We start from the raw sequence: 23,338 nt of genomic DNA, 5'->3' as shown, positions 1-23,338 counted from the left end.
TCCGGATCAACCCTTGCCAACAAGATAGATGCGCAGCTTCCCGGTCGTGCCGGGACCCACGGCGCAGCGCACCCGCAGCCACTGGCCGAACCCGCTCACCGCCCAGGTGATCAGGCCGGGGGCGTCGATGCGGTGCTCGACGTCGTCCAGCGGGCACCAGTGCAGGCCGTCGGGGGAGATCTCGGTGCGGAAGTCCAGCGGGCCGTCCAGGTCGAGGGCCTGCACGAAGAACCGGGCCTCGGCGGCCCACGGCAGCTCGTAGGGTTCGGTCGCGAAGTCCTCGCGCACCACGGTGTTGCGTTCCAGGACAGCCGTCGTCGTCGAGCGCATGTCGTGCCTCACCAATCCACCGAGATCAGGACCGAGTCCAGGAACAGGAAGTTGCGGACGCCGCAGTGGGTGCGGACCGAGAAGTAGAAGTTGAGCAGGTTGTCCAGCGTGCCGTAGCGGTCCGGGTACGGCGGCACGGGCACGTCCCGCATGTCCATCACGCGGTCGTTGAGCTGGAGCTCCACATTGGACCGGGTGCTGGTGTCGATGTCCCAGCGCAGGTAGTGCCAGTTGATCTTGGTGGGCACCTCGTTGACGCACATCTCCAGCGGCTCGCCGAAGGTGCGCCAGTCGTCCGGGTCCGGTGCGGTGAAGTCGGCGGCGTAGGGGAGGGCGAACTTGCCCTCCTGGTGGTCGCGCGGCGTCGGCTCCGGCACCACCGGGTACATCCACCGGTTGGTCATCTCGCCGTCGAGGTTGGTGTTCTGGTAGCGGATGACGTTGTGGTAGCGCAGGCCGCCGTCCGAGCAGATGTCGGTGGCCACGGTGAACGCGCCGAACTGCGACTCCGACGGGTGCCGGTTGCCGTCCCAGGGCACCGACGCGGGCGCCTCGTGCCCGACGGTCGCCTCCGCCTTGAACGCGAAGTGGGTCTCGATGCGGACCCGGCCGCGGCCCGCCATCGTCAGGCGGCGGATGCCGGTCGCGGTGTGGCCGGGGTAGGGGCGGGTCGCGAGCTTGAGCGCGTAGTTGCCGCTCAGCGTGCCGTGCGTGCCGACGTCGAAGAACGTGCACGAGGACAGCTGCGGCGGGCGGAAGTCGCGCATGTGGTCGTCCACGGTGTCCAGGTCGCCGCGGCCGTCGTAGTTGCCGAGCAGCTCGGTCCAGCCGTGTGTGGTGGAGTCGAACCGGTCGAAGCACAGCACGCGGGACAGCGGGTTGTACTTCGACAGGGCCGTCTCATTAACGTTCATGGAAGTCAAAGCGGTTCCTTGTCTCTTGACCGCAGGGAAAGCGAACTCGTAGCCTGTCGCCACCATGAACGTTAATGTAGACGTTCGTCAGACGCAACGAAGGGTCTGCGATGAGACTCCGGATCAGCCGGGCCACGGTGGGCTCGACCGTGGGCACGGCGCTCGAGTGGTACGACTTCTCCCTCTACGGCACGGCCGCCGCACTCGTGCTGCCGCAGGTGTTCTTCCCCTCCGGTGATCCGGTCGTCGCGACCCTGTCGTCGCTGGCCACGTTCGCCGTCGGGTTCTTCGCGCGCCCGGTCGGCGGGGTGATCATCGGGATCCTCGGCGACCGGGTCGGGCGCCGCACGATGCTGTTCGTGACCCTGATGGTGATGGCCGTGGCGTCCACGCTGATCGGCGTGCTGCCCAGCTACGCCACCGCCGGCGTGTTCGCGCCGGTGGCGCTGGTGCTGCTGCGGGTGGTGCAGGGGCTCGGCGCCGGCGGCGAGTACGCCGGGGCGATGCTGCTGTCCGCCGAACACGCCGAGACCAGGGCGCGCGGCATCAACGCCAGCGCGCCGACGCTGGGCAACGCGGTCGGCTCGCTGGTCGCGACCGGCGTGTTCTTCCTGACCTCGGCGCTGATGTCCGACGCGGACTTCACCGGCTGGGGCTGGCGGATCCCGTTCCTGCTCAGCTGCCTGGTCGGCGTCGCGGGTGTGATCGTGCGGCTCAAGGTGCCGGACAGCCCGGAGTTCGAACGCGCCAAGGAGGAGGGCCGCGCCACCCGGGCGCCGCTGCGGACGCTGTTCGCCACGTCGGGCCGCAAGATCCTGCCCGGCATGCTGATCTCCGTCGCGCCCAACGTGATCAGCTACCTGCCCTCGGTCTACGCGCTGAGCTACCTGACCAAGGAGGTCGGCACCGCGGCGTGGGTCGGGCTGCTCGGCATCGTCATCGCCAACGCGCTCAAGGTGGTCACGGTGCCCACCGCCGGCTGGCTGTGCGACCGCTTCGGGCGGCGGCCGGTGATGATGACCGGCGCGACCGCGGCGGCGCTGCTGTTCTACCCGTTCTTCTTCCTGCTCGACACCGGCACGCCGGTGGTGATCTGGGCGGCGCTGGTCCTGCTCTACACGCTGTGCAACGACCTCACGCTGGCCTCGCAGGCCACGATGATGTCCGAGCTGTTCCCGGTCGGCTACCGCTACACCGGCGTCACGTTCACCCGCGAGATCGCGGGCGCCGTCGTCGGCGGGTGCATCCCGTTCGTGGCGGCCGCGCTGACGTCCGCGTCCGGCGGGCAGACCTGGCCGATCGCGCTGGTGTGCGGGTTGTTGTGCCTGCTGTCGGTGCTGGGCGCGCGGTTCATCGCCGAGCCGGAGCACCTGCGCCGCCGCGACGCCGCCCGGGTGGCGACCCCGGCAGGAGGGTGACGCCCGGCACCCGGCCACGTACCATGGCGCCAACCCGACCGGGCGTTCGGTTATTCGAGGCGAGGAGGCCGAGGTGGGCGCGTTCCCGATGACGTTGGACGCCGGCGCCGCGACGAGCCTGGAGTCCTGGCGCGACGTGCTGGCCAGCGCGTTCGTGCCGCTGAACGTCGTCTCGGTCGGGAACCGGTTCCACGGGCGGGTGCACGCCCGGCCGATGGCCGACCTGCAGGTCTCCGTCGTCAGCTCGACGCGCCAGGTCACGCGGCGGACCCGCGGCCTGATCCGGCGCCGGGCGGGCGACCTGTACAAGGTGGGGCTGCAGCTGCGCGGGCACGGCGTCGTCCAGCAGGACGGCCGCACCGCGCGGCTGGCGCCCGGTGACCTGACCGTGTACGACACGAACCGGCCGTACGAGCTGGTCTTCGACGACGACTTCGAGATGCTGGTGCTGCTCGTGCCGCGGCGACGGCTGAAGCCGCGGGCGCCGCGGGTGGACGACCTGACGGCGGTGACGATCCCGGGTTCGGCCGGCAGTGGCGCGCTGACGTCGGCGTTGCTGCGCGGGCTGGACCCGCGGGTGGCGCAGCCCGGCCCGGAGGCGGGTTTCCTGTCGGACGCGGCGGTCGACATGCTGGCCGCGTGTTTCGCCGCGCAGGCCGAGCCGCCCGCGGACACGGTGGTCACGGCGGCGCAGCGGTACATCGACGAGCACCTGTCCGACCCGGCACTGTCCCCGTCCGAGGTGGCCGCCGCGGTGCACGTTTCGCTGCGCCAGCTGCAGAAACTGTTCGAACGCCGCGGCGCGACGATCACCGGCTGGATCAGGGACCGCAGGCTGGAGCGGTGCTGGCACGACCTGGCCGACCCGGCACTGGCGACCCGCCCGGTCGCGGCGATCGCCGCGTCGTGGGGCCTGGTGGACGCGGCGCAGTTCAGCCGCACGTTCCGGGCCAAGTACGGCCGCACCCCGCGCGAGCACCGGGCACAGCTGGTGGCGGGATAGCGCGCGCCGGTGTTCGTGCAGCGGGTCCGGCTCGCCCCGGACGCGGATCTGAGCCGCTACCCGTTCACCCTGCCCGCGGTGGCGCACCTGGCCCGCAGCGGCGGTCTGCCGCTGGCGCCCGGGGTGACCTTCCTGGTCGGCGAGAACGGCAGCGGCAAATCGACCCTGGTGGAGGCGCTGGCGGTCGCCGCGGGGTTCAACCCCGAGGGCGGCAGCCGGAACTTCAACTTCGCGACGCGCGCCAGCGAGTCGGTCATGGGCGACCACCTCGTCCTGACCTGGGGCCCGGCGAAGCCGCGCACCGGGTTCTTCCTGCGGGCGGAGTCCTATTACAACGTGGCCTCCGAGATCGAGCGCCTCGACCGCGACGAGGGGTCGCCGCCCCTGCTGCCCGCGTACGGGGGCGTCTCGCCGCACGAACGCTCGCACGGGGAGTCCTTCCTGGACCTGGTGACGCACCGGTTCGGACCCAACGGGCTGTACCTGCTGGACGAGCCGGAGGCGGCGCTGTCGGTGCGCGGGTGCATGGCCGTGCTGGCGCGGCTGGACGAACTCGCCCGGCAGGGCAGCCAGATCGTGGTGGCCACGCACTCGCCGGTCCTGCTCGCACTGCCCGGCGCCACGATCTACCAGATCGATGACAGCGGGGAGATCACGCAGGTCGATTACGACGACGCGCTGCCGGTGCGCCTGACGCGCGACTTCCTCGCCGCACCGCAGCGGTACCTGCGGCACCTGCTCGCCGAGGGGTGAGGACCGCGCCGGGAGGAGCTCGGCCCGCGAAAGCCGCGCAGCCACACGCCCGCGCGCTCGGACCGCGCAGCCGCTTCCCGGCAGCGAGCGGCAGCGGCACCTGCCCCCGGCGCCTGATCTGGTGCGCGCACGCACAAGAGCCGTGCGCGCAGACGCAAGACCGGCGCCACGTGGCGGAGCATCCTCGGGGCAGACGGCCCGCCCGGGTCGTGGTCGACGCCGATCGCCGAGGAGCACTCCCGTGACCACCACCGAGACCTTCCCCAGCCAGCTCTTCCTAGCCGGCCAGTGGCGCGACGGCACCGGGGGCACGTTCGCCGACCTCAACCCGGCCACCGAGGAGAAGCTGGTCGACGTCGCCGCCGCCTCGGCGCAGGACGTCGACGCCGCCGTCAAGGCCGCCCGCGCCCAGCTGTCCGGCGAGTGGGCCGCCCTGCCCGGCTCCCAGCGCGGCCTCATCCTCAACCGCGTCGCCGACCTGATCGACCGCGACGCCGAGCTGCTCGCCCGCCTCGAAGCGCTCGACATCGGCAAGCCCGTCGGCCAGCCGACCGTCCTCGACATGCCCAACGCCGCCCGCACGTTCCGGCACTTCGCCGGCTGGGCCGACAAGATCACCGGCCAGGTCATCCCCACCGACGGCTACCTCGGCCGCCCCACCCACTCCTACACGCGCCGCGAGCCGGTCGGCGTCATCGCCGCCATCATCCCGTGGAACACGCCGCTGATGATCACCGCGTGGAAGCTCGCTCCCGCGCTGGCCGCGGGCAACACCGTCGTGGTCAAGCCGCCGGAGGACGCGCCGCTGTCGATCCTGCACCTGGCGAAGCTCCTCAAGGAGGCTGGCCTGCCCGACGGGGTGGTCAGCGTGCTGCCCGGCCTCGGCGAGGTCACCGGCCAGGCGCTGATCGACCACCCGGACGTCGACAAGATCAGCTTCACCGGCAGCCCCGAGGTCGGCCGCCACGTCGGCGTCGCCGCGGCCCAGTCGTTCAAGCGCATCACCCTGGAACTGGGCGGCAAGTCGCCGCAGATCATCCTCGCCGACGCCGACCTCGAAGCGGCCATCGGCGGCACCGCGATGGGCCTGTTCTTCAACCAGGGCCAGGTCTGCGCCGCGGGCACCCGCGTGCTCGTGCACCGCTCGCTGTACTCCGACGTGGTGGACGCCCTCGCCGGCGCCGCGCGGCAGCAGGTCCTCGGCGACCCGCTCGACCCGGCCACCACCATGGGCGCGCTGGTCAACAAGAAGCAGCAGGACCGCGTGCTCGGCTACATCGAAAAGGGCCGCGCCGAGGGCGCCCGGCTCGTCGCCGGCGGCGCCCGCCCCGAGCGGCCCGGCTACTTCGTGCAGCCGACCATCTTCGCCGACGTGGACAACGACATGACGATCGCGCGCGAGGAGATCTTCGGCCCGGTCGGCTCGGTGATCCCGTTCGACGACCCGGCCGACGCCGTCCGGATCGCCAACAACACCACCTACGGCCTCGCCGCCACCATCTGGACCCGGGACGTCACCGCCGCGCACACCCTCGCCGCGCAGGTCCGCGCCGGCGCGGTCGGCGTCAACGGCTGGGCCCCGATCGACGCGGCCCTGCCGTGGGGCGGGATGAAGTCCAGCGGCGTCGGCCGCGAGCTCGGCTGGAGCGGGATCCTCGCCAACACCGAGGAAAAGGTCGTCACCGTCGTCCTCTGAGTCCACTGAGGACGCTCGCTCGAGGAGGAGCAGCATGCCCATCACCACCAAGGTGTCCCTGGTCCGCCAGGCCCCCGGCACCTACGAAACCGCCACCGTGGAGCTGGACGACCCGCGCCAGGGTGAGGTCACCGTCAAGCTGGCCGCGTCCGGCCTGTGCCACTCCGACGACCACGTGGCCACCGGTGACGTGCCCGTCGCGGTGTACCCGTACGTCGGCGGCCACGAGGGCGCCGGGGTCGTCACCGCGGTCGGCCCGAACACGCCCGGCTACGAGGTCGGCGACCACGTCGTGTTCTCGTTCCTGCCCGCGTGCGGCAAGTGCGAGTTCTGCGCGCAGGGGCTGTCCAACCTGTGCGACCTGGGCGCGTCGCTGCTCACCGGGGCGCGCGCGGACGACCCCACGAGCTTCCGGATGACCGAGAACGGCAACCCGGTCGGGCAGCAGTGCGGCATTTCGACGTTCGCCGAGTACACCACCGCGTCGGTGGACTCCGTGGTCAAGATCGGCAAGGACATCCCGCTGAAGGCGGCCGCGCTCGTCGGGTGCGGCGTGCCGACCGGCTGGGGTTCGGCGGTCAACTCGGCGAACATCAAGCCCGGCGCGGTCGTGATCGTCATGGGCATCGGCGGGATCGGCGCGAACGCGCTGCAGGGCGCGGTGCACGCCGGCGCGAAGACGATCATCGCCGTGGACCCGGTGCAGTTCAAGCGGGACAAGGCGAAGGTGTTCGGCGCGACCCACGCGTTCGCCACGATCGAGGAGGCGGCCGACTTCGCGCGGTCGCTGACCAACGGGCAGGGCGCGGACGCCACGATCGTGACGATCGGTGTCGTGCGGGGCGACCACGTCGGCCAGGCGCTGGCGTCGATCCGCAAGGCCGGGACGGTCGTGCTGACCGGCCTCGGCAACATCACCGAGGCCGGCGCGCCGATCGCGCTGGGCGACCTGACGCTCATGCAGAAGCGGCTGCAGGGCTCGCTGTTCGGCGAGTCCAACCCGCGCCGCGACATCCCGAACCTGCTGCGCATGTACCAGGCGGGCCAGCTCAAGCTCGAGGAGCTGATCACGCGCGAGTACACACTCGACGAGGTGGCGCAGGCGTACGAGGACATGCACGCGGGCCGCAACATCCGCGGCCTGGTGGTGTTCGACTGAGACGGCGGACGGCCCGGCGCCCGACGGGGGCGCCGGGCCGTCCGTGTTCAGCGGCATTCGCGGAGGGCCGGCCGGGCCGGGGACCCGGGTGGAGATCGCGTCTTCCGCGTCCTGGACGACGGCGGCGCCGGTCAGCCGTTGACCTCGGCGATCAGCTTCGCCAGCGTGTCCGCCGTCAGCGGGCTGCCCGGGAAGGCGGACATCCGGCTCAGCGGCAGGCTGCCCACGAACGACATCGTCGACGGGTCGGCCGCCAGCCGCCCGATCGGCCCGCCGCCGGCAGCCGCGGCGAAGGCCTGTCCCAGCAGTTCCGCGCCGCGCGGGTCGGCGAACCATTCGGCCACTGTGGACTCCCCGGTCAGCGGCACCCGCACCTCGTCGCCCATCACTTCGGCGACCGCCGTCGTGTGCAGGTCGCGCGAGGACGAGCCCACCGCGCAGTGGTACTCGCCGCCCTCCACGATCCACCGGTTCACGCGGGTGTCCCAGTAGGCCAGGTCCTCGCGGGCGATGCGCAACACCACCTCGGCCGTCTCGCCCGCCGCGATCGGGACGTTCGCAAACGCTTTCAGCTCGCGCGGCACCCGCCGCACCGCCGAACCGGGCACGCTCACGTACACCTGCACGACCTCGCGCCCGTCGCGCTGCCCGGTATTGGTCACCGGGACCCGGATCTCGATGCCGGAGTCCGTGACGGTCGCCTCCGCGGCGCCGTACTCGAACGTCGTGTACGACAACCCGAACCCGAACGGGTAGGCCACTTCCTGCTCGCGCGCGTCGAAGCCGCGATAGCCGACGTGCAGGCCCTCGCCGTAGCGCACGTGCCCGTTCTCGCCGGGGAAGTCCAGGTAGGACGGGTGGTCGGCCAGTCGCACCGGGATCGTCTCGGCCAGCCGCCCGGACGGGTTGGTCCGTCCGAACAGGACGTCGGCGAGCGCGCTGCCCCCGGCCTGCCCGAGCAGCCAGCCCTCCACGACGGCAGGCACCGCCGCCTCCCACGGGCGCGTCAGCACGACAGCGCCGTTGGACAGCACCACCACGGTGCGCGGGTTCGCCGCCGCGACCCGCTCGACCAGTTCGCGGTGCGCGGGCGGCAGGTCGACGCTCTCCCGGTCGGTGCCCTCGGTCTCGTGCTCACTGCCGACGAAGACCAGCGCGACCTCGCTCTCCGCGGCGAGCGCCACCGCCTCGTCGATGTCGTCGTAGCCGGACGCGAAGCGCACCTCGGCCGATTCGGAGAGCGCGGTGAGGGCGTCGTCCAGCCGTGTCGGGGTGATGTGCGAGCTGCCACCGCCCTGGTAGCGCGGGGTGCGGGCGAACTCGCCGATCACCGCGAGCGACTGGCCCTCCGACAGCGGCAGCAGGCCGCCCTCGTTCTTGAGCAGCACGACGGCCCGCGCGGCGATCTCGCGGGCGAGGGCGTGGTGGGCGTCCGCGTCGAACTCGCCAGGCTCGCGCTCCGCGGCGCGCTCGACCAGTGCGCGGACCCGGTCGGCGGCCGCCCGGAGCGCGGCGGGATCGAGCCGCCCGTCCGCGACCGCCTCGGCCAGCGCCCGATCGCCGGTGTCGTCGGGGCCAGGCATGGTCAGGTCCAGTCCGGCGGCGACGGCGGCGACCCGGTCCGCGACCGCGCCCCAGTCCGACACCACCAGGCCCGCGAACCCCCACTCCTCGCGCAGGACTTCGGTGAGCAGCCAGCGGTTCTGGCTCGCGTAGACGCCGTTGATCCGGTTGTACGAGCACATCACGGTCCACGGCTGAGCCTGCGTCACCACGCGCTGGAACGCGCGCAGGTACATCTCCCGCAGGGTGCGCTCGTCGACGTCGGCGCTGATCCGCATGCGGTCGGTTTCCTGGCTGTTGACCGCGAAGTGCTTCAGCGACGCGCCGACCCCGCGGCTCTGCAAGCCGCGCACCCACTCGGTCGCCAGCACGCCGGTCAGCAGCGGGTCCTCGGAGAAGTACTCGAAGTTGCGGCCGCCCAGCGGGGTGCGCTTGAGGTTGATGCCGGGGCCGAGCAGCACGGCGACGCCCATCGCGCGGCACTCGTCGCCCAGCGCCTCGCCCATGCGGCGCAGTAGGTCCGGGTCCCAGGTCGAGGCCGTCGCGACGGCGGGCGGGAAGCAGGTGGCCGGCCGGCCGGTGACCACGTCGTCCTCGCTCGCCTGCAGGCGCACGCCGTGCGGGCCGTCGGTGACGGTGATCGAGGGGAGCCCGGCCGCCGGGGTGGTGTGCCAGAAGTCGTTGCCGCTGGTGAGGGCCGCCTGCTCGGCGACGGTGGGATCAGGCTGCACGGGGCGTCCTTACCTAGTACCTACTAAGTACTCGGTAGCCTAGGATGGGCGCGTGGAGGCGGTCAACACGAGGCGGGACCGGACGCGGCTGCCCGCGGCGCAGCGGCGGCGGCAGATCCTCGACGTGGCGACGCGCCTGATCGGGGAGGGCGGGTTCTGGGCGCTGTCCATGCAGGACGTGGCCGACGCGTGCGGGCTGACCGTGCCCGGCCTGCTGCACCACGTCGGGTCGAAGGACGGGTTGCTGCTGGCCGTGCTCGACCACCGGGACGCCGAAGACTTCCGGTCGCTGGCGGAACAGCTGGGGCTGGGCGCGGGCGCGACGGGCTGGCCGCGGGACATCTCGCTGGCCGAGGCGTGCGAGGCGCTGGTCCGGCGCAACGCCACGCAACCGGAGATCGTGCGGCTGTTCTCGGTGCTGCAGGCGGAATCGCTGGCGCCGGGCCACCCCGCGGCGGCCTACTTCGCGGCGCGGCAGGAGCGGGTGCTGGCGGAGTTCACGGCCATGGTGTCCGGCCGCGTGCCCGACCCGGCGTCGCTGGCGCGCCAGGTGGTGGCGGCGATGGACGGGCTGCAGATCCAGTGGCTCCGCGACCCGGACGGCACGGACCTGGTGGCGGAGTGGCAAGCCGCGGCGGCGCGCCTGTTCGCGGGGCTGTGAGACGGGCTTCTGGGACGTGGTGCGGCAGCGGCTCCAGGCCGCCGCGGAGGCGCCGGCCCAACCGGACCGGGTACGCGGGGACCGGGCCTGCTCCTCCGGCGTGATCCGTACCCAGGCGCCGGATCCGGGGCGGCCATCGTCGAGCCTGCCGGCCAAGCAGATCACCGGAAATGGGCGCCGTTCCCGGCATCACCACTCGTTCCGCGACCTGGACTGCATGGACCTGGTGGCGGAGTGGCAAGCCGCGGCGGCGCGGCTGTTCGCGGGGCTGGGCCAGTCCGGCAGAGCCGGATGATCCCGAGCGTGAGCACGACGTACGCCACGGCCGGCCACATGTGAGCCACCGGCCCCCCTCGCCGGCAGCGGGAGTCAACCGTCCTTTTCGTCGAGGGTGACGTCGCCCGCGGCCCAGTGGCTGCCGGGCACCTCCGTGACGATCACGCGCACCGACTCTTTCGGCGCGTCCAGCGCCGACACCGTCGCCTCGGTCAGGGCGGTGATCAGCGCGCGGATCCGCGCCGGGTCGCGGCCTTCACGCAGGCTGACCTGGATCAACGGCATCACAGCCTCCTCGGGTGCCGGGGTCCGGGTTCCCATCATCGCGGACCCCGGCACCGGAGGTCAGGAGAGCCGCACCGGTTCGGCCGGCGTTTCCGCGGTCGCGCGGGCCGCGGCTTCCCGCTCGGCCCGGCCCCACGTCTCGCGCGTCAGCACCGCCGACACCAGGCCCAGCGCGGAGTAGGCGAGGAACAGCAGCGCCGGCCCGAGCCAGCCCAGCCACAGGAACAGCAGCGTCGTCACGAAGGGTGTGACACCCGAGATCATCGCCGAGATCTGGTACGCCAGCGACGCCCCCGACGAGCGCGTCTTGGCCTGGAACAGCTCCGGGAACCAGGCGCCCTGCGCGCCGGCCAGCGCGTTCTGGCACACCGCGTACGACACGATCACCGTCACCACGATCGCGATCAGCGACGCCGTGTTGACCAGCAGGAACATCGGGATCGCCCACAGCGCGCCGAACAGCGTCACCCACAGGTAGACGGGGCGTCGTCCGATGCGGTCGGTCAGCCCGCCCCACGCGATCGTCGCGCCGATGCCGACCGCCGACGCGATGCACAGCGCCATGATCGTCTCGCCGCTGGTCGCCAGCTCCTCGGACTTCAGGTACGAGATCATGTAGGTGATGGCCACCGCGTAGCCCGCGGTCTCGGCGATCCGCAGACCGATGCCGCGCAGCACGTTGCGCCAGTCCTCGCGCAGCACCTGCACGATCGGCGCCTTGACGATGTCGCCGCTGTCGCGCACGTCCTCGAACACCGGCGACTCCGGCACCTTGGCGCGCACGACGAGCCCGACGATGACCAGGATCAGGCTGGCCAGGAACGGCACCCGCCACGCCCAGTCGCCGGACAGGTTCACCGACACCAGGAACACCAGGTTCGCCAGCAGCAGCCCGATCGGGAACCCGGCCTGCACGATGCCGGTGAACGCGCCCTTGCGGCGCCACGGCGCGTGCTCGTAGGTCATCAGGATCGCGCCGCCCCACTCGGCGCCGTAGGCGACGCCCTGGATGATCCGCACGGTCACCAGCAGCGCCGGGGCCAGCACACCGGCCGTCTCGTACGTCGGCAGCAGGCCGATCGCGAACGTGGCCAGTCCCATCACGATCAGGGACGCGACCAGCACCGGCTTGCGGCCGATCTTGTCGCCGAGGTGGCCGCCGATGATGCCGCCGATCGGCCGCGCGACGAACCCGACGCCGAGCGTGGCGAACGCGGACAGCGTGCCGATGACGGGTGAGGCGTTGGGGAAGAACGCGTGTCCGAAGTAGAGCGCCGCGGCGGTGCCGAAGCCGATGAAGTCGTAGCTCTCGATCACGGCCCCCGCGGTGGAGCCCCACGCGACGCGGCGCGCATCGGGCGTGCCGTGCACCGGGCCGCGCATGGTGAGCGCTTCGCTGCGCATTGTCGATTGCCTTCCTGTCAGGGGCCACCACGACCGTACGCCGCGGTGCCCTCCTGTTAACAATGCAGGACATCGTGCGTTGCTCTCCAGGGGATGTCAACAGTGTGTTTCGCGCTCTACCTGGATGTCATAGGCAAATTCTGCGGAAACCTTGTCTGTTGACACTTCTCTGTTAACATTGCCGACCATGGAACGAACCGGATGGCCGGGCTGTTCGACGATCAGCTTCCGGCACCTGCCACTGGCGGCGGCGCTGGCGGTCATCGCGGAGTGCGGCTTCGGCGAGATCGACCTCGGCGCGCTGCCGGGGGTGTGCGACCACGTGCCGTACGACCTGACCGACGGCGCGGTGCGCGCCGTCGCCGCCGAGGTGGCGGCCTCCGGTCTGCGGGTCCGTTCGGTCAACGGCGACATCGGTGACCTGAACCGCCCGCACGACGAGGACGAGCGGGCGGCCCACCTGCGCCGCCTGCTCGACCTCACCGCGGCCTGCGGGGCCGACGCGCTCGTGCTGCCGTGCGGCGCCCAGTCCCACGACCCGGTCGCGACCCTGGACGAAGACCTCGACCTGGTCGCGGCGCAGCTGCACCGTGCCGCGGAGGCCGCCGCGCGGCACGGCGTCGCCATCTGGGTCGAGGCCCCGCACTACCACCGCCTGTGCTGGAACACCGAGCTGGCGGCCCGGCTGGCCGGCCGGCTCGACCCGGCGGTGGGCCTGGTGCTCGACACCAGCCACATCGTCGCCTCCGGCGGCGACCCCGCGGCCTACGCCGAACGGTTCGCCGGGCGCATCGCCCACGTGCACCTGCGCGACGCCACTCCGGGCCACATCAACCACAGCATCGGCAACGGGGTGGTCGACTTCGCGGCCACCTTCGCCGCGTTGCGTGCCACCGGCTACCCGGGCGCCAGCTCGCTGGAACTGGAGACCCGGGACGTCACCGACGACGAACGGCCGGCCGCCGCGGTGAAGGCCGCGGCCTACATCGCCGGCCTGTGAACCCACGCAAGGAGAACACCGAAATGCCTGACACGCAGCGCACCGCCGTGATCACCGGGGCGGGCGCGCCCCGCGGGATCGGCAAGGCCACCGCCGCCCGACTCGCCCGCGACGGCTGGGCCGTGGCCGTGCTCGACCTGAACGAGCCCGCCGCCAAGGAGGCCGCCGACGAGATCGCCGCCGGGACCGGCGCGCCGGTGTTCGCACACGGCGTCGACGTGGCCGACGAGCCGTCCGTGCTCGCCGCCTACCGGGCCGTGCGCGCCGAGGTCGACGCCGGGCGGCTGCCGACGGTCGGCGCGGTCGTCAACATCGCCGGCATCACCTCGCCGGTGCCGTTCCTGGAAACCACGCTCGAGCTGTGGAACAAGGTGATGGCGGTCAACGCGACCGGCACCTACCTGGTCACCAAGGCGTTCCTGCCGGACCTGATCGAGGCGGGCTGGGGCCGGATCGTGAACATGTCCTCGGTGTCGGCGCAGCAGGGTGGCGGCGTGTTCGGCCGCACCCCGTACAGCTCGGCGAAGGCCGCGATCCTCGGCTTCACCAAGGCGCTGGCGCGCGAACTGGGCGATGCCGGCGTCACCGTGAACGCGGTCGCCCCGGGCGCGGTGGACACCGACATCCGCGTCGGCACCACCGAGGAACTAGAGGCCGCCATCGTCAAGAGTATCCCCATCGGCCGCCAGGCCACCGTCGCCGACGTGGCCGGGGTGATCGCGTGGCTCACCAGTGAGGACGCCGGTTACCTGCAGGGCACGACCATCGACATCAACGGTGGCTCGTTCCTCCACTGAGGACGGGAAGCGCGATGACCTACCTCAGCAACGATCCGGCGACCTTCGCCGAGGACGCGCTCGCCGGGTTCTGCGAGCTGCACGCGGACACGGTGCGGCGCGTGCCCGGCGGGGCGGTCCGCCGCAGCCGGCCGTCGCGGCCCAAGGTGGCCGTGCTGCCCGGCGGCGGATCCGGCCACTACCCGGCCTTCTACGGCGTCATCGGGCCCGGCCTGGCCGACGGCGCGGTGAGCGGCAACCTGTTCACCTCGCCGTCCGCGCAGGACGCGGTTTCGGTGGCGCGGGCGGCGCACTCCGGCGCGGGCGTCGTCTTCAGCTACGGCAACTACGCCGGTGACGTGATGAACTTCGGCCTGGCCACCGAACGCCTGCGGGCGCAGGGGATCCGGGCGGAGAACGTCGTGGTCACCGACGACATCGCCAGCGCGGAGCGGCCCGCCGAGCGCCGCGGCATCGCCGGGGACTTCACCGTCTTCAAGGTGATGGGCGCGGCCGCCGAGGAGGGCATGGACCTCGACGAGGTCGTGCGCGTCGGCCGCAAGGCCAACGACGCGACCCGCACGATCGGCGCCGCCTTCGCCGGCTGCACGTTCCCCGGGGCGGACGCCCCGCTGTTCACCGTGCCGCACGGGCACATGGGCCTCGGACTCGGCATCCACGGCGAACCCGGGCTGCGCGACGTGCCGCGGCCTGCCGCGCGGGAACTCGCCGCGGACTTCGTGCGGCGCGTCCTGGCGGAGAAGCCGGCCGGGGCGGGGGACCGGATCGCGGTCCTGCTCAACGGGCTCGGCTCGGTCAAGCACGAGGAGCTGTTCGTGCTGTGGGCCGACGTGAGCCGCCTGCTGCGCGAATCCGGCCACACGCTGGTGCTGCCCGAGGTCGGCGAGCTGGTGACCAGCCTCGACATGGCCGGGGTGTCGCTGACCGTGACCTGGCTGGACGACGAGCTGGAACGGCTGTGGACGGCGCCCGCGTGGACGCCCGCGTTCCGCCGCGGCGCCATCGCGGCGGACTCCGGCGAGGAGGCCGTCGCGGAGGTGACCGACGACGGCCCGCGGTTCGCCGAGGCCTCCGCGGAGTCCCGGCAGCTGGCCGGGGCAGTGCTCGACGGGCTGCGCGCGGTGCGGAAAGCGTTGCGGGAAGCCGAATCCGAGTTGGGCGCGATCGACGCGGTGGCCGGCGACGGCGACCACGGCCGGGGCATGGTCCGCGGCGTCGACGCCGCCGTCACCGCCGCGGAAGCGGCCTGGCACCAGGGCGCGGGGGTGGGCGACGTGCTCGCCGCCGCCGGTGACGAGTGGGCCGCGCGCGCCGGTGGCACGTCCGGGGTCCTGTGGGGCGCCGGGCTGCGTGCGGCGGGCGAGGTCATCGGCGACGGCGTGATCGACGCGGTCGCCGCCGTGGACGCGTTCGCCGAGCGCGTGATCGCACTCGGCGGCGCCGAACCCGGCGACAAGACCCTGGTCGACGCGCTGGTGCCGTTCCGCGAGCGGCTGGCGTCCGGCACCTGGGCGCAGGCCGCGGCCGCCGCCGAAGACGCCGCCCGCGCCACCGCCGATCTGGTGCCGCGCAAGGGACGGGCCCGCCCGCTCGCCGAGCGCAGCGTCGGCACCCCGGACCCGGGAGCCGTGTCGCTGGCCCTGATCGCCCGCACCGTCTCCGAGTACCTGCGAGAAGGGACGCGATGAACTACCGCATCGTGGTCGGCTGCGACGACGCCGGCCTGGACTACAAGGAACAACTCGCCGCCGACCTGCGGGCCGACCCGCGGGTGGCCGAGGTGGTCGACCTCGGCGTGCACCGCGGCGCCGACGACGTGCACCGGCCCTACCCGGAGATCGGGCTCGCCGCGGGCGAGGCGATCCGCGACGGCAGGGCCGACCGGGCGGTGCTGGTGTGCGGCACCGGCATCGGGATGGCGCTGTCGGCGAACAAGGTGCCCGGCGTGCGGGCCACCACCGCGCACGACTCGTTCTCCGTCGAACGCTCCATCCTGTCCAACAACTGCCAGGTGCTCACGCTAGGGCAGCGGGTGGTCGGGCTGGAGCTGGCACGGCGGCTCGTGGCAGAGTGGCTGGGATACACCTTCGACGAGCGGTCCGCCAGCGCGGCGAAGGTATCGTTGATCAGCGAGTACGAGCGGTGCTGACGACCAGCCCGGGGAGGGCGCGCGTGGTGAAGGAGCCGAACCGCAACCTGCGGCAGATGGCTGTCGACACGCTGCGCCAGGCCATCACGACCGGCGAGTTCCCGCCGGGCAGCCACCTCGGCGAGGTGCAGGTCTCCGAGCAGCTCGGCATCAGCCGCGGCACGCTGCGCGAGGCGCTCCGCCAGCTCCAGCAGGAGGGGCTCGTCGAATACGGCGAGCGCGGCCGCGTCACGGTCCGGCTGATCAGCGAGAAGGACATCATCAACACCTTCACCGTCCGGGCGGCGCTGGAGGCGCTGGCCGGCGAGACGCTGGCGTCGAGCTACTACCGCGAGGAGCACTGCCGCCGCCTGCGGGCCGCGGTCGACCGGATGGCGCGCGCCACCCGGGTGTCGCTGGAGGCCCAGATCGAGGCCGACCTGGCCTTCCACGAGCTGCTGGTCGAGCTGACCGACAACGACGCGCTGGTGCGCTCGTGGAAGCTCCTCGAAGGCCCGATCCGCATGTGCATCATGTACCGCGGCCTGGAACGCGCCCTGTCCAACATGAGCCCGGGCCGCCACCTGGAGATCGTCACGGCGATCGAGTCCGGCGACCCGGTCAAGACGCAGAGCGTGATCTCCGAGCACATGGTCGCCACCGCGCAGGCCCTGCTGTTCGGCACCGTGCGCACCCGCCCGCGCATCGAGATCACCGGCGAGAACTGACTCTTCCTCCCGGGCGTGTTTTCCGCCCGGATCACGAAAGCGACGCAATCCATGACTGCATCGATCGCGCCGTCGGCCACCCGTGCCGACCGCGTCGCCGCGGCGGCCCACCGCATGCGGCACCACATCCTGAACATGGGCGAGGCCCAGGGCCAGGGCTACGTCGGGCAGGCGCTCGGCGCCGCCGACCTGCTCGCCACCGTCTACACCGACCAGCTGCGGCTGCGGCCGGAGGACCCGGAGTGGCCGGAGCGGGACCGGTTCCTGCTCTCCACCGGGCACTACGCCATCGGGCTGTACGCGGCACTGGCGGAGGCCGGGGTCGTGCCGGTCGAGGAGCTGGAGACCTACGGCTCGGACGACTCGCGCCTGCCGATGTCGGGCATGGCGACCCACACCCCCGGCATGGAGATCTCCGGCGGTTCGCTGGGCCACGGGCTGACCGTCGCCGTCGGCATGGCGCTCGGCCTGCGGCTGCGGGGCTCCTCGTCGCGGGTGTTCAACTTCCTCTCCGACGGCGAGCTCGACGAGGGCTCCACGTGGGAGGCCGCGATGGGCGCCGCGCACCACCGGCTCGGGCTGCTCACCGCGATGGTCGACATCAACGCGCTGCAGGCCGACGGCCCCACCGCCGGCGTGCTGCGCACCGAGCCGGTCGTGGACAAGTGGGCGGCCGCGGGCTGGTTCGTCCGCCGCGTGGACGGCAACGACATCCCCGCCCTGCTCGCCGCGTTCGACGAGATCGCCGAGCAGGCGCGGCCGGACGGGCAGCCGTCGGTGCTGCTGTGCGACACCCGCGTCGGCCGCGGCGTGCCGCTGCTGGAGACCAGGGAGAAGGCGCACTTCATGCGCATCGACGAGCACGAGTGGGACATCTGCCGCGGGCAGCTGGACGAAGGAGCGCGGGCGTGACCACCACCAAGCGGCTGACCACGTCGGCGATGATCGCGTCGTTCGCCGACCCCGGCCAGAAGACGACGAGCGCGCCGTTCGGGCACGCCCTGGCCGCGCTCGCCGAGCACGACGCCCGGGTCGTCGGGCTCACCGCGGACCTCGGCAAGTACACCGACATGCACGTGTTCGCGCAGGCACACCCGGACCGGTTCTTCCAGATGGGGATGGCCGAGCAGCTGCTGCTCGGCGCCGCGGCGGGCATGGCCGAGGTCGGGCTGGTGCCGTTCGCGTCCACCTACTCGGTGTTCGCGGCGCGGCGCGCGTACGACTTCCTGTGCCTGGACATCGCCGAGCCGAACCTCAACGTCAACGTGGTCGGCGGCCTGCCCGGCCTGACCACCGGGTACGGGCCGAGCCACCAGGCCACCGAGGACATCGCGATCTTCCGCGGCATGCCGAACCTGACGATCGTGGACCCGTGCGACTCGGTCGACATCGAGCAGGCCGTGCCGCAGCTGGCCGCGTGCGAGGGCCCGACGTACCTGCGGCTGCTGCGCGGCAAGGTGCCGACGGTGCTGGACGAGTACGACTACTCCTTCGAGCTGGGCAAGGCCGCCGTGCTGCGTGGCGGCAACGACGTCGTGTTCGTCTCCAGTGGACTGATGACGATGCGCGCGCTGCAGGCGGCGGAGAAGCTGGCCGCGCACAAGGTCGACGTGGCGGTCGTGCACACGCCGACAATCAAGCCGTTCGACTCGGAGACGGTGCTGCGCGAGATCGCGGGCGACCGGCTCGCGGTGACGCTGGAGAACCACACGGTGGTCGGCGGCCTGTTCGAGACGGTGGCCTCGGCGGCGGTGCGGGCCGGGGTGTCCGGCCGGATCGTGCCGGTCGCGCTGCCGGACGAGTTCCTGGCCGCCGGAGCGCTGCCCACGCTGCACGACCGGTACGGGCTCGCGACGGACCGCGTGGTGGAGCGGGTGCTGGCCGAGCTGGGTTGAGGCCACTTCGGGTGAACGCCTGGTGCGGGCTCGCGACGGGCCGCGTAGTGGGGTGGGTGCTGGCCGAGCTGGGCTGAGGCCACTTCGGGTGGACGCCCGGTGCGGGCTCGCGACGGACCGCGTGGTGGAGCGGGTGCTCGCCGAGCTGGGCTGAGGCCACCTCCGTTGAACGCCGTGCGCTACCCCCGGACGGGGGTAGCGCCACCGCGCGGGAGTCGACGTCCCCTGGTCCCGCGGGTACCGTGGGGCGACCGACGATGGTGTGGTGCGAGGAGGACGGACGCCGATGTCTGACGCCCGCTCGGTGCTGCATGTCGAGTTGGAGGGCGCCGCCCGGGCGGCGGCTCTGCCCGTCGTGTTCGGCGGCGAGGTGGTCGACGGCCGGTTGCGGCTGTCCGGCTTCGTCGGGACACGCACGACCTCGCTGCACAACCTGGACGTCCTGCCCGGCGCCGGCCTCGGTGGCCGCGTGCTGATGCAGGGCAGGCCGATCGCCGTGAGCGACTACGGCAGCGCCCGCACCATCACCCACGACTACGACCGCCCGGTGCTCGCCGAGGGGCTGGCGTCGATCATCGCCGTGCCCGTCCGGGCCGGCGGTCGCTGCCGCGCCGTGCTGTACGGCGCGGTGCGTCGGCCGGTGACGTTCGGCGACCGCGTCCGCGACGCCCTGATGGAGTCCGGCAAGCGCCTCGCCCGTGAGCTGAGCGAGCGCGACGAGCTGACCGCGCGCCTCGACTCGCTGTCCCCCGGGGCCACCCTCGAGGAGCTGCGCTCGGTGCACTCCGAGCTGCGGGCCATCGCCGGTGCGCTGCCGGACCCCGAGGCGCGTCGCCGGCTCTACGCGGCCGCGCAACGGCTCGTCGACCTCGGCGAGGGCAAACCCGTCCAGGGCCCGCGGGTGCGTCTGTCCACCAGGGAGACCGACGTGCTCGCCCAGGTCGCCCTCGGCTTCACCAACGGAGAGGTCGCGGAACGGCTGTCCCTGTCCCGGGAGACCGTGAAGGCCTACCTCGGTTCCGTCATGCGCAAGCTGGACGCCCACACCCGGCACGAAGCCGTCGTCAAGGCGCGCCGGCTGATGCTGCTGCCCTGAAGACCGGTGGCGCCGCGCGGCGCCACCGGCTCCCGGTTCAGGCCACGGTCGCTTCGCTGGCCTGCCCGGCCGTCATCGCGGTGCCGCGGGTCTCCTTCAGCGCCAGCGTGGACACCAGCGAGATCAGGCCGGTCACCGCGAGCATCACGCCGACCGCGATGCTGCCGAAGCTCGCGGTCAGACCGGGCGCCACCAGCGGCGGGATCGCGCCACCCAGGACACCCGCCAGGTTGTAGCCCAGGCCTGCGCCGGTGTAGCGGAAGCGCGTCTGGAACAGCTCCGGCAGGAACGAGCCTGCCGGCCCGTACGCCACCGCGAAGATCATCAGGGTGACCAGGACACCGGCCGCGAACGCGACCGGGCTTCCGGTGTCCAGCAACGGGAACAGGACCAGCGACCACACCACGCCGAGCGCGGACGAGTAGACGATGACCCGCCGCCGCCCGAGCCGGTCCGACAGCACGCCGGCGACCACGATGACGATCCCGAACGCGACCGCCGCCGCGATACCGATGCCCAGCACCACCGGCCGCGTCAGCCCGGCCCCGGTCTTGCTCGTGCCGTAGCTGGTCAGGTACGTGGTGCCCATGTAGAAGAACGCGAACAGCATCGTCAGCGAACCGGCCGACAGCAGGATCTCCCGCGGCTGCTTGCGCACCGCCTCCAGGAACGGCAGCCGCTTCGGGCGGTCCAGGCCCGCGGTGCCGCCCGCCGCGACGAACGCCGGGGTCTCGGCGATGCTCATCCGCACGTAGAACCCGACGGCCACCAGCAGGATGCTCACCAGGAACGGCACCCGCCATCCGTAGTCCAGGAACGCGGCGTCCGCGTCGCCCATCACCAGGTTCGTCACCAGGAACGTGCCGCTGGACAACGCGAACGCGATCGCGGGGCCCAGCTGCGGGAACACCGCGTACAGGCCGCGTTTGGCCGGTGGCGCGTACTCCGCGGTCAGCAGCGTCGCCCCGGCCCACTCTCCGCCGACCGCGAGCCCCTGCGCGAACCGCAGCACGACCAGGATGATCGGCGCGGCCACCCCGATCGTCGCCGCGCCGGGCAGCAGTCCGATGAGGACGGTGGCGATGCCCATCAGCAGCAGTGTGGAGATCAGCGTGCGCTTGCGGCCGATCCGGTCGCCGAAGTGTCCGAACAGGATCGCGCCGACCGGCCGGGCGACGAACGCGACGGCGAACGTGGCGAACGCGGCCACGGTCCCGGCCGTCGCGCCCAGTGCGGGGAAGAACACCTTCGGGAACACCAGCGCGGCCGCAGTGCCGTAGATGAAGAAGTCGTAGTACTCGATGGTCGTCCCGACGCAGCTGGCCACGGCCACCTTGCGCATCGGGACCGCCGGGGTCTGGCTCGACACGGGTTCTCCTCGTCGTTGAGGGATCACTGGCCAGGAATCGTCCGGTATGGACAAAACGGGCGCTACCCCCATCCGTGGGTATCGCCCCGGCGGCGGCCGAATGCATGATGTCGGGCAGCCCGAGCGAAAGGACACAAAGCGGTGAACGCGACCGATGCCTACCGTGCGAGCAGGGACCAGCTGGTGGCGCTGCGGGAGGACCACGCCCGCGCCGTGGCCGAGTTCCGCTGGCCCGAGCTGGGGGAGCGGTTCAACTGGGCGGTGGACTGGTTCGACGCGATCGCACGCGACAACGACCGGCCCGCTCTGGTGATCGCCGAGGAGGACGGCACCACCACGCAGCGGTCGTTCGCGGAGATGTCCCGCGCCTCGGACCGGCTGGCCGCGTGGCTGCGCGAGCGGGGCGTGCGCCGCGGCGTTCCGGTGCTGCTGATGCTCGGCAACCAGGTCGAGCTGTGGGAGTCGATGCTGGCGATCATGAAGCTGGGCGCGGTGATCCTGCCGACCACCAGCGCCGTCGGCCCGGCCGACCTGACCGACCGGATCACGCGCAGCGGCGCGGAGTTCGTCGTCTGCAACGCCGCCGACACCGGCAAGTTCGCCGACGTGCCGGGCGGCTACACCCGGATCAGCGTGGGCGCCGCGGACGGCTGGGCCGACCTGCGCGAGGCCGCGGACGCGCCGCACGTCCCGGTCGGGCATCCGGGCACCGCGCCCGGCGACCCGCTGCTGCTGTACTTCACCTCGGGCACCACGTCCCGGCCCAAGCTGGTCGAGCACACCCAGGTGTCCTACCCGGTCGGGCATCTGTCCACGATGTACTTCCTCGGGCTGCGGCCGGGCGACGTGCACCTCAACATCTCCTCGCCCGGCTGGGCGAAGCACGCGTGGTCGTGCTTCTTCGCGCCGTGGATCGCGGAGGCGACGATCTTCGTCTACAACTACCGCCGCTTCGACGCCGCCGCGCTGCTGGAGCAGCTGCGCAAGCGCGAAGTCAGCTCGTTCTGCGCCCCGCCCACGGTGTGGCGCATGCTGATCAACGCCGACCTCGGTGAGCGGCCGTCCGCGCTGCGCGAGGTCATCGGGGCGGGCGAACCGCTCAACCCGGAGGTGATCGAGCAGGTCCGGCGGGCGTGGGGGCTGACGATCCGGGACGGCTTCGGGCAGACCGAGACGACCGCGCAGGTCGGCAACACGCCGGGCTCGGCGGTCAAGGCCGGCTCGATGGGCCGCGCCCTGCCCGGGGTGCCGGTCGTGCTGGTCGACCCGGCGAGCGGGCAGCCGCTGACCGGCCCCGGCGAGGGCGAGATCTGCCTGGACCTGTCGCGCTCGCCGGTGAACCTGATGACCGGCTACCGCGGCGACCCCGAGCGCAACGCCGAGGCGATGGCGGGCGGTTACTACCACACGGGTGACGTGGCGACGATCGACGCCGAGGGCTACATCACCTACATCGGCCGCACCGACGACGTGTTCAAGGCCAGCGACTACAAGATCAGCCCGTTCGAGCTGGAGTCGGTCCTGATCGAGCACCCGGCGGTGGCCGAGGCGGCGGTCGTGCCCGCGCCGGACCCGGTGCGGCTGGCCGTGCCCAAGGCCTACGTCGCGCTCGCGCCCGGCCACGAGCCGACCAAGGAGACCGCGTTGTCGATCCTGCGGCACGCCCGCGAGAACCTCGCGCCGTGGCAGCGGGTCCGGCGGCTCGAGTTCTTCGAGCTGCCCAAGACGATCTCCGGCAAGATCCGGCGCGTCGAGCTGCGGTCCCGCGAGGACGAGCTGGGCACCGGCAGCCCCGCGGAGTGGCGCGACGACCAGTTCCCGGACCTGCGCGGCTGAACGGTCCCTCCCGCGCGCAGTAGGTTGGAGGTGAGCAACCAGTGTGAGGGAGGACGAACGTGGGTCTGAAGGTCGGCTACAAGGCTTCGGCGGAGCAGTTCGGTCCGCGGGATCTGGTCGAGTACGCCGTGCGGGCCGAGGAGCTGGGCCTGGACTCGGTGATGGTGTCCGACCACTTCCTGCCGTGGCGGCACGAGGGTGGGCACGCGCCGTTCGCGTTGTCGTGGATGTCGGCGGTGGCGGAGCGGACGAACCGGGTGCAGATCGGGACGAGTGTGCTGACTCCGACGTTCCGG

At 72.4% G+C, this 23,338-nt stretch carries 22 protein-coding genes; 16 read left to right on the top strand and 6 right to left on the bottom strand.

What is annotated here, in order from left to right; all coding sequences use genetic code 11:
• Positions 1–6 precede the first annotated feature (6 nt).
• Complete coding sequence (locus tag ACCP09_RS35600) at positions 7–342, bottom strand: hypothetical protein (protein WP_223843117.1); 336 nt, start codon at positions 340–342, stop codon at positions 7–9.
• A complete protein-coding gene (locus ACCP09_RS35595) occupies positions 339–1,244 on the bottom strand; it encodes a DUF6772 family protein (protein ID WP_017981535.1) in 906 nt (301 codons plus the stop codon). Before ACCP09_RS35595 ends, ACCP09_RS35600 begins: the two co-directional genes overlap by 4 nt.
• 110 nt (positions 1,245–1,354) lie before the next feature.
• Here ACCP09_RS35595 and ACCP09_RS35590 point away from each other — a divergent pair, with 110 nt between their 5' ends.
• From ACCP09_RS35590 to ACCP09_RS35570, 5 genes are all read left to right on the top strand, one after another.
• A complete protein-coding gene (locus tag ACCP09_RS35590) occupies positions 1,355–2,662 on the top strand; it encodes an MFS transporter (protein WP_433753221.1) in 1,308 nt (435 codons plus the stop codon).
• An 88-nt stretch (positions 2,663–2,750) separates the two neighbouring features.
• Entirely contained in the window at positions 2,751–3,665 is a 915-nt protein-coding gene (locus tag ACCP09_RS35585) for a helix-turn-helix domain-containing protein (protein WP_433753219.1), read from the top strand.
• Positions 3,666–3,674: 9 nt separating this feature from the next.
• Entirely contained in the window at positions 3,675–4,418 is a 744-nt protein-coding gene (locus ACCP09_RS35580; RefSeq protein ID WP_433753217.1) for an AAA family ATPase, read from the top strand.
• Positions 4,419–4,659: 241 nt separating this feature from the next.
• Positions 4,660–6,114 (top strand): phenylacetaldehyde dehydrogenase StyD, encoded by a 1,455-nt coding sequence (gene styD, locus ACCP09_RS35575; RefSeq protein WP_378335724.1) that lies wholly within the window; start codon positions 4,660–4,662, stop codon positions 6,112–6,114.
• Between the two features lie 34 nt (positions 6,115–6,148).
• Positions 6,149–7,273, top strand: a complete 1,125-nt coding sequence (locus ACCP09_RS35570; protein ID WP_433753214.1) for an NDMA-dependent alcohol dehydrogenase — start codon at positions 6,149–6,151, stop codon at positions 7,271–7,273.
• A gap of 131 nt (positions 7,274–7,404) precedes the next feature.
• On the opposite strand, the gene ACCP09_RS35565 is transcribed toward ACCP09_RS35570, so the two are convergent.
• Positions 7,405–9,567, bottom strand: a complete 2,163-nt coding sequence (locus tag ACCP09_RS35565) for a glycoside hydrolase family 3 C-terminal domain-containing protein (protein ID WP_433753212.1) — start codon at positions 9,565–9,567, stop codon at positions 7,405–7,407.
• A 52-nt stretch (positions 9,568–9,619) separates the two neighbouring features.
• On the opposite strand from ACCP09_RS35565, the gene ACCP09_RS35560 reads away from it, so the two are divergent.
• Positions 9,620–10,228, top strand: coding sequence for a TetR/AcrR family transcriptional regulator (locus ACCP09_RS35560; RefSeq protein ID WP_027931245.1), 609 nt, complete (start codon positions 9,620–9,622; stop codon positions 10,226–10,228).
• Between the two features lie 369 nt (positions 10,229–10,597).
• Here the strand turns inward: ACCP09_RS35560 and ACCP09_RS35555 are convergent, their stop codons facing one another.
• Both ACCP09_RS35555 and ACCP09_RS35550 read right to left on the bottom strand, forming a co-directional pair.
• Positions 10,598–10,789, bottom strand: coding sequence for a tautomerase family protein (locus ACCP09_RS35555; RefSeq protein WP_123683073.1), 192 nt, complete (start codon positions 10,787–10,789; stop codon positions 10,598–10,600).
• A 60-nt stretch (positions 10,790–10,849) separates the two neighbouring features.
• A complete protein-coding gene (locus tag ACCP09_RS35550) occupies positions 10,850–12,193 on the bottom strand; it encodes an MFS transporter (RefSeq protein ID WP_378335720.1) in 1,344 nt (447 codons plus the stop codon).
• 187 nt (positions 12,194–12,380) lie between these two features.
• On the opposite strand from ACCP09_RS35550, the gene ACCP09_RS35545 reads away from it, so the two are divergent.
• From ACCP09_RS35545 to ACCP09_RS35510, 8 genes are all read left to right on the top strand, one after another.
• Positions 12,381–13,193 carry a sugar phosphate isomerase/epimerase family protein gene (locus ACCP09_RS35545; protein WP_027931241.1) on the top strand — a complete coding sequence of 271 codons (813 nt, stop codon included), beginning with the start codon at positions 12,381–12,383 and terminating at the stop codon, positions 13,191–13,193.
• Positions 13,194–13,216: 23 nt separating this feature from the next.
• Positions 13,217–13,990, top strand: coding sequence for an SDR family NAD(P)-dependent oxidoreductase (locus ACCP09_RS35540; RefSeq protein WP_020422181.1), 774 nt, complete (start codon positions 13,217–13,219; stop codon positions 13,988–13,990).
• Positions 13,991–14,004: 14 nt separating this feature from the next.
• Positions 14,005–15,678 (top strand): dihydroxyacetone kinase family protein, encoded by a 1,674-nt coding sequence (locus ACCP09_RS35535; RefSeq protein ID WP_433753208.1) that lies wholly within the window; start codon positions 14,005–14,007, stop codon positions 15,676–15,678.
• Positions 15,675–16,139: a ribose-5-phosphate isomerase gene (locus ACCP09_RS35530; RefSeq protein ID WP_027931239.1), complete on the top strand. Its 465-nt coding sequence runs from the start codon at positions 15,675–15,677 to the stop codon at positions 16,137–16,139. Before ACCP09_RS35535 ends, ACCP09_RS35530 begins: the two co-directional genes overlap by 4 nt.
• A 23-nt stretch (positions 16,140–16,162) precedes the next feature.
• Entirely contained in the window at positions 16,163–16,846 is a 684-nt protein-coding gene (locus ACCP09_RS35525) for a GntR family transcriptional regulator (RefSeq protein ID WP_027931238.1), read from the top strand.
• A gap of 51 nt (positions 16,847–16,897) precedes the next feature.
• Positions 16,898–17,758, top strand: a complete 861-nt coding sequence (locus ACCP09_RS35520; RefSeq protein WP_433753205.1) for a transketolase — start codon at positions 16,898–16,900, stop codon at positions 17,756–17,758.
• On the top strand, positions 17,755–18,741 hold the full coding sequence (locus ACCP09_RS35515; RefSeq protein ID WP_433753203.1) for a transketolase family protein: 987 nt from the start codon (positions 17,755–17,757) through the stop codon (positions 18,739–18,741). The genes ACCP09_RS35520 and ACCP09_RS35515 overlap by 4 nt, the downstream gene beginning before the upstream one ends.
• 286 nt (positions 18,742–19,027) lie before the next feature.
• The gene (locus ACCP09_RS35510; protein ID WP_433753201.1) at positions 19,028–19,837 is read left to right on the top strand and encodes a LuxR C-terminal-related transcriptional regulator; all 810 of its coding nucleotides are present in this window, start codon (positions 19,028–19,030) and stop codon (positions 19,835–19,837) included.
• A 37-nt stretch (positions 19,838–19,874) separates the two neighbouring features.
• Here the strand turns inward: ACCP09_RS35510 and ACCP09_RS35505 are convergent, their stop codons facing one another.
• Positions 19,875–21,206: an MFS transporter gene (locus ACCP09_RS35505; protein ID WP_433753199.1), complete on the bottom strand. Its 1,332-nt coding sequence runs from the start codon at positions 21,204–21,206 to the stop codon at positions 19,875–19,877.
• A gap of 141 nt (positions 21,207–21,347) precedes the next feature.
• Here ACCP09_RS35505 and ACCP09_RS35500 point away from each other — a divergent pair, with 141 nt between their 5' ends.
• Both ACCP09_RS35500 and ACCP09_RS35495 read left to right on the top strand, forming a co-directional pair.
• Positions 21,348–23,042 (top strand): AMP-binding protein, encoded by a 1,695-nt coding sequence (locus ACCP09_RS35500; RefSeq protein ID WP_433753197.1) that lies wholly within the window; start codon positions 21,348–21,350, stop codon positions 23,040–23,042.
• 59 nt (positions 23,043–23,101) lie between these two features.
• Positions 23,102–23,338, top strand: a 237-nt coding sequence (locus tag ACCP09_RS35495) for an LLM class flavin-dependent oxidoreductase (RefSeq protein WP_433753196.1), incomplete at its 3' end; no start/stop codon positions are given.

Source organism: Amycolatopsis sp. 3B14, assembly GCF_050958625.1.
In the GTDB taxonomy this organism is placed as follows: Bacteria; Actinomycetota; Actinomycetes; order Mycobacteriales; family Pseudonocardiaceae; genus Amycolatopsis_E; species Amycolatopsis_E thermoflava.
The sequence above is the reverse complement of the archived record's forward strand: the minus strand, read 5'-3'. Positions and strand labels throughout refer to the sequence as shown.

Coding starts and splice junctions, on each gene's coding strand:
- ACCP09_RS35530 (WP_027931239.1), top strand. CDS start 15,675: ATGAACTACCGCATCGTGGTCGGCTGCGACGACGCCGGCCTGGACTAC.
- ACCP09_RS35540 (WP_020422181.1), top strand. CDS start 13,217: ATGCCTGACACGCAGCGCACCGCCGTGATCACCGGGGCGGGCGCGCCC.
- ACCP09_RS35545 (WP_027931241.1), top strand. CDS start 12,381: ATGGAACGAACCGGATGGCCGGGCTGTTCGACGATCAGCTTCCGGCAC.
- ACCP09_RS35555 (WP_123683073.1), bottom strand. CDS start 10,789: ATGCCGTTGATCCAGGTCAGCCTGCGTGAAGGCCGCGACCCGGCGCGG.
- ACCP09_RS35585 (WP_433753219.1), top strand. CDS start 2,751: ATGACGTTGGACGCCGGCGCCGCGACGAGCCTGGAGTCCTGGCGCGAC.
- ACCP09_RS35590 (WP_433753221.1), top strand. CDS start 1,355: ATGAGACTCCGGATCAGCCGGGCCACGGTGGGCTCGACCGTGGGCACG.
- ACCP09_RS35550 (WP_378335720.1), bottom strand. CDS start 12,193: ATGCGCAGCGAAGCGCTCACCATGCGCGGCCCGGTGCACGGCACGCCC.
- ACCP09_RS35520 (WP_433753205.1), top strand. CDS start 16,898: ATGACTGCATCGATCGCGCCGTCGGCCACCCGTGCCGACCGCGTCGCC.
- ACCP09_RS35570 (WP_433753214.1), top strand. CDS start 6,149: ATGCCCATCACCACCAAGGTGTCCCTGGTCCGCCAGGCCCCCGGCACC.
- ACCP09_RS35595 (WP_017981535.1), bottom strand. CDS start 1,244: ATGAACGTTAATGAGACGGCCCTGTCGAAGTACAACCCGCTGTCCCGC.
- ACCP09_RS35535 (WP_433753208.1), top strand. CDS start 14,005: ATGACCTACCTCAGCAACGATCCGGCGACCTTCGCCGAGGACGCGCTC.
- ACCP09_RS35510 (WP_433753201.1), top strand. CDS start 19,028: ATGTCTGACGCCCGCTCGGTGCTGCATGTCGAGTTGGAGGGCGCCGCC.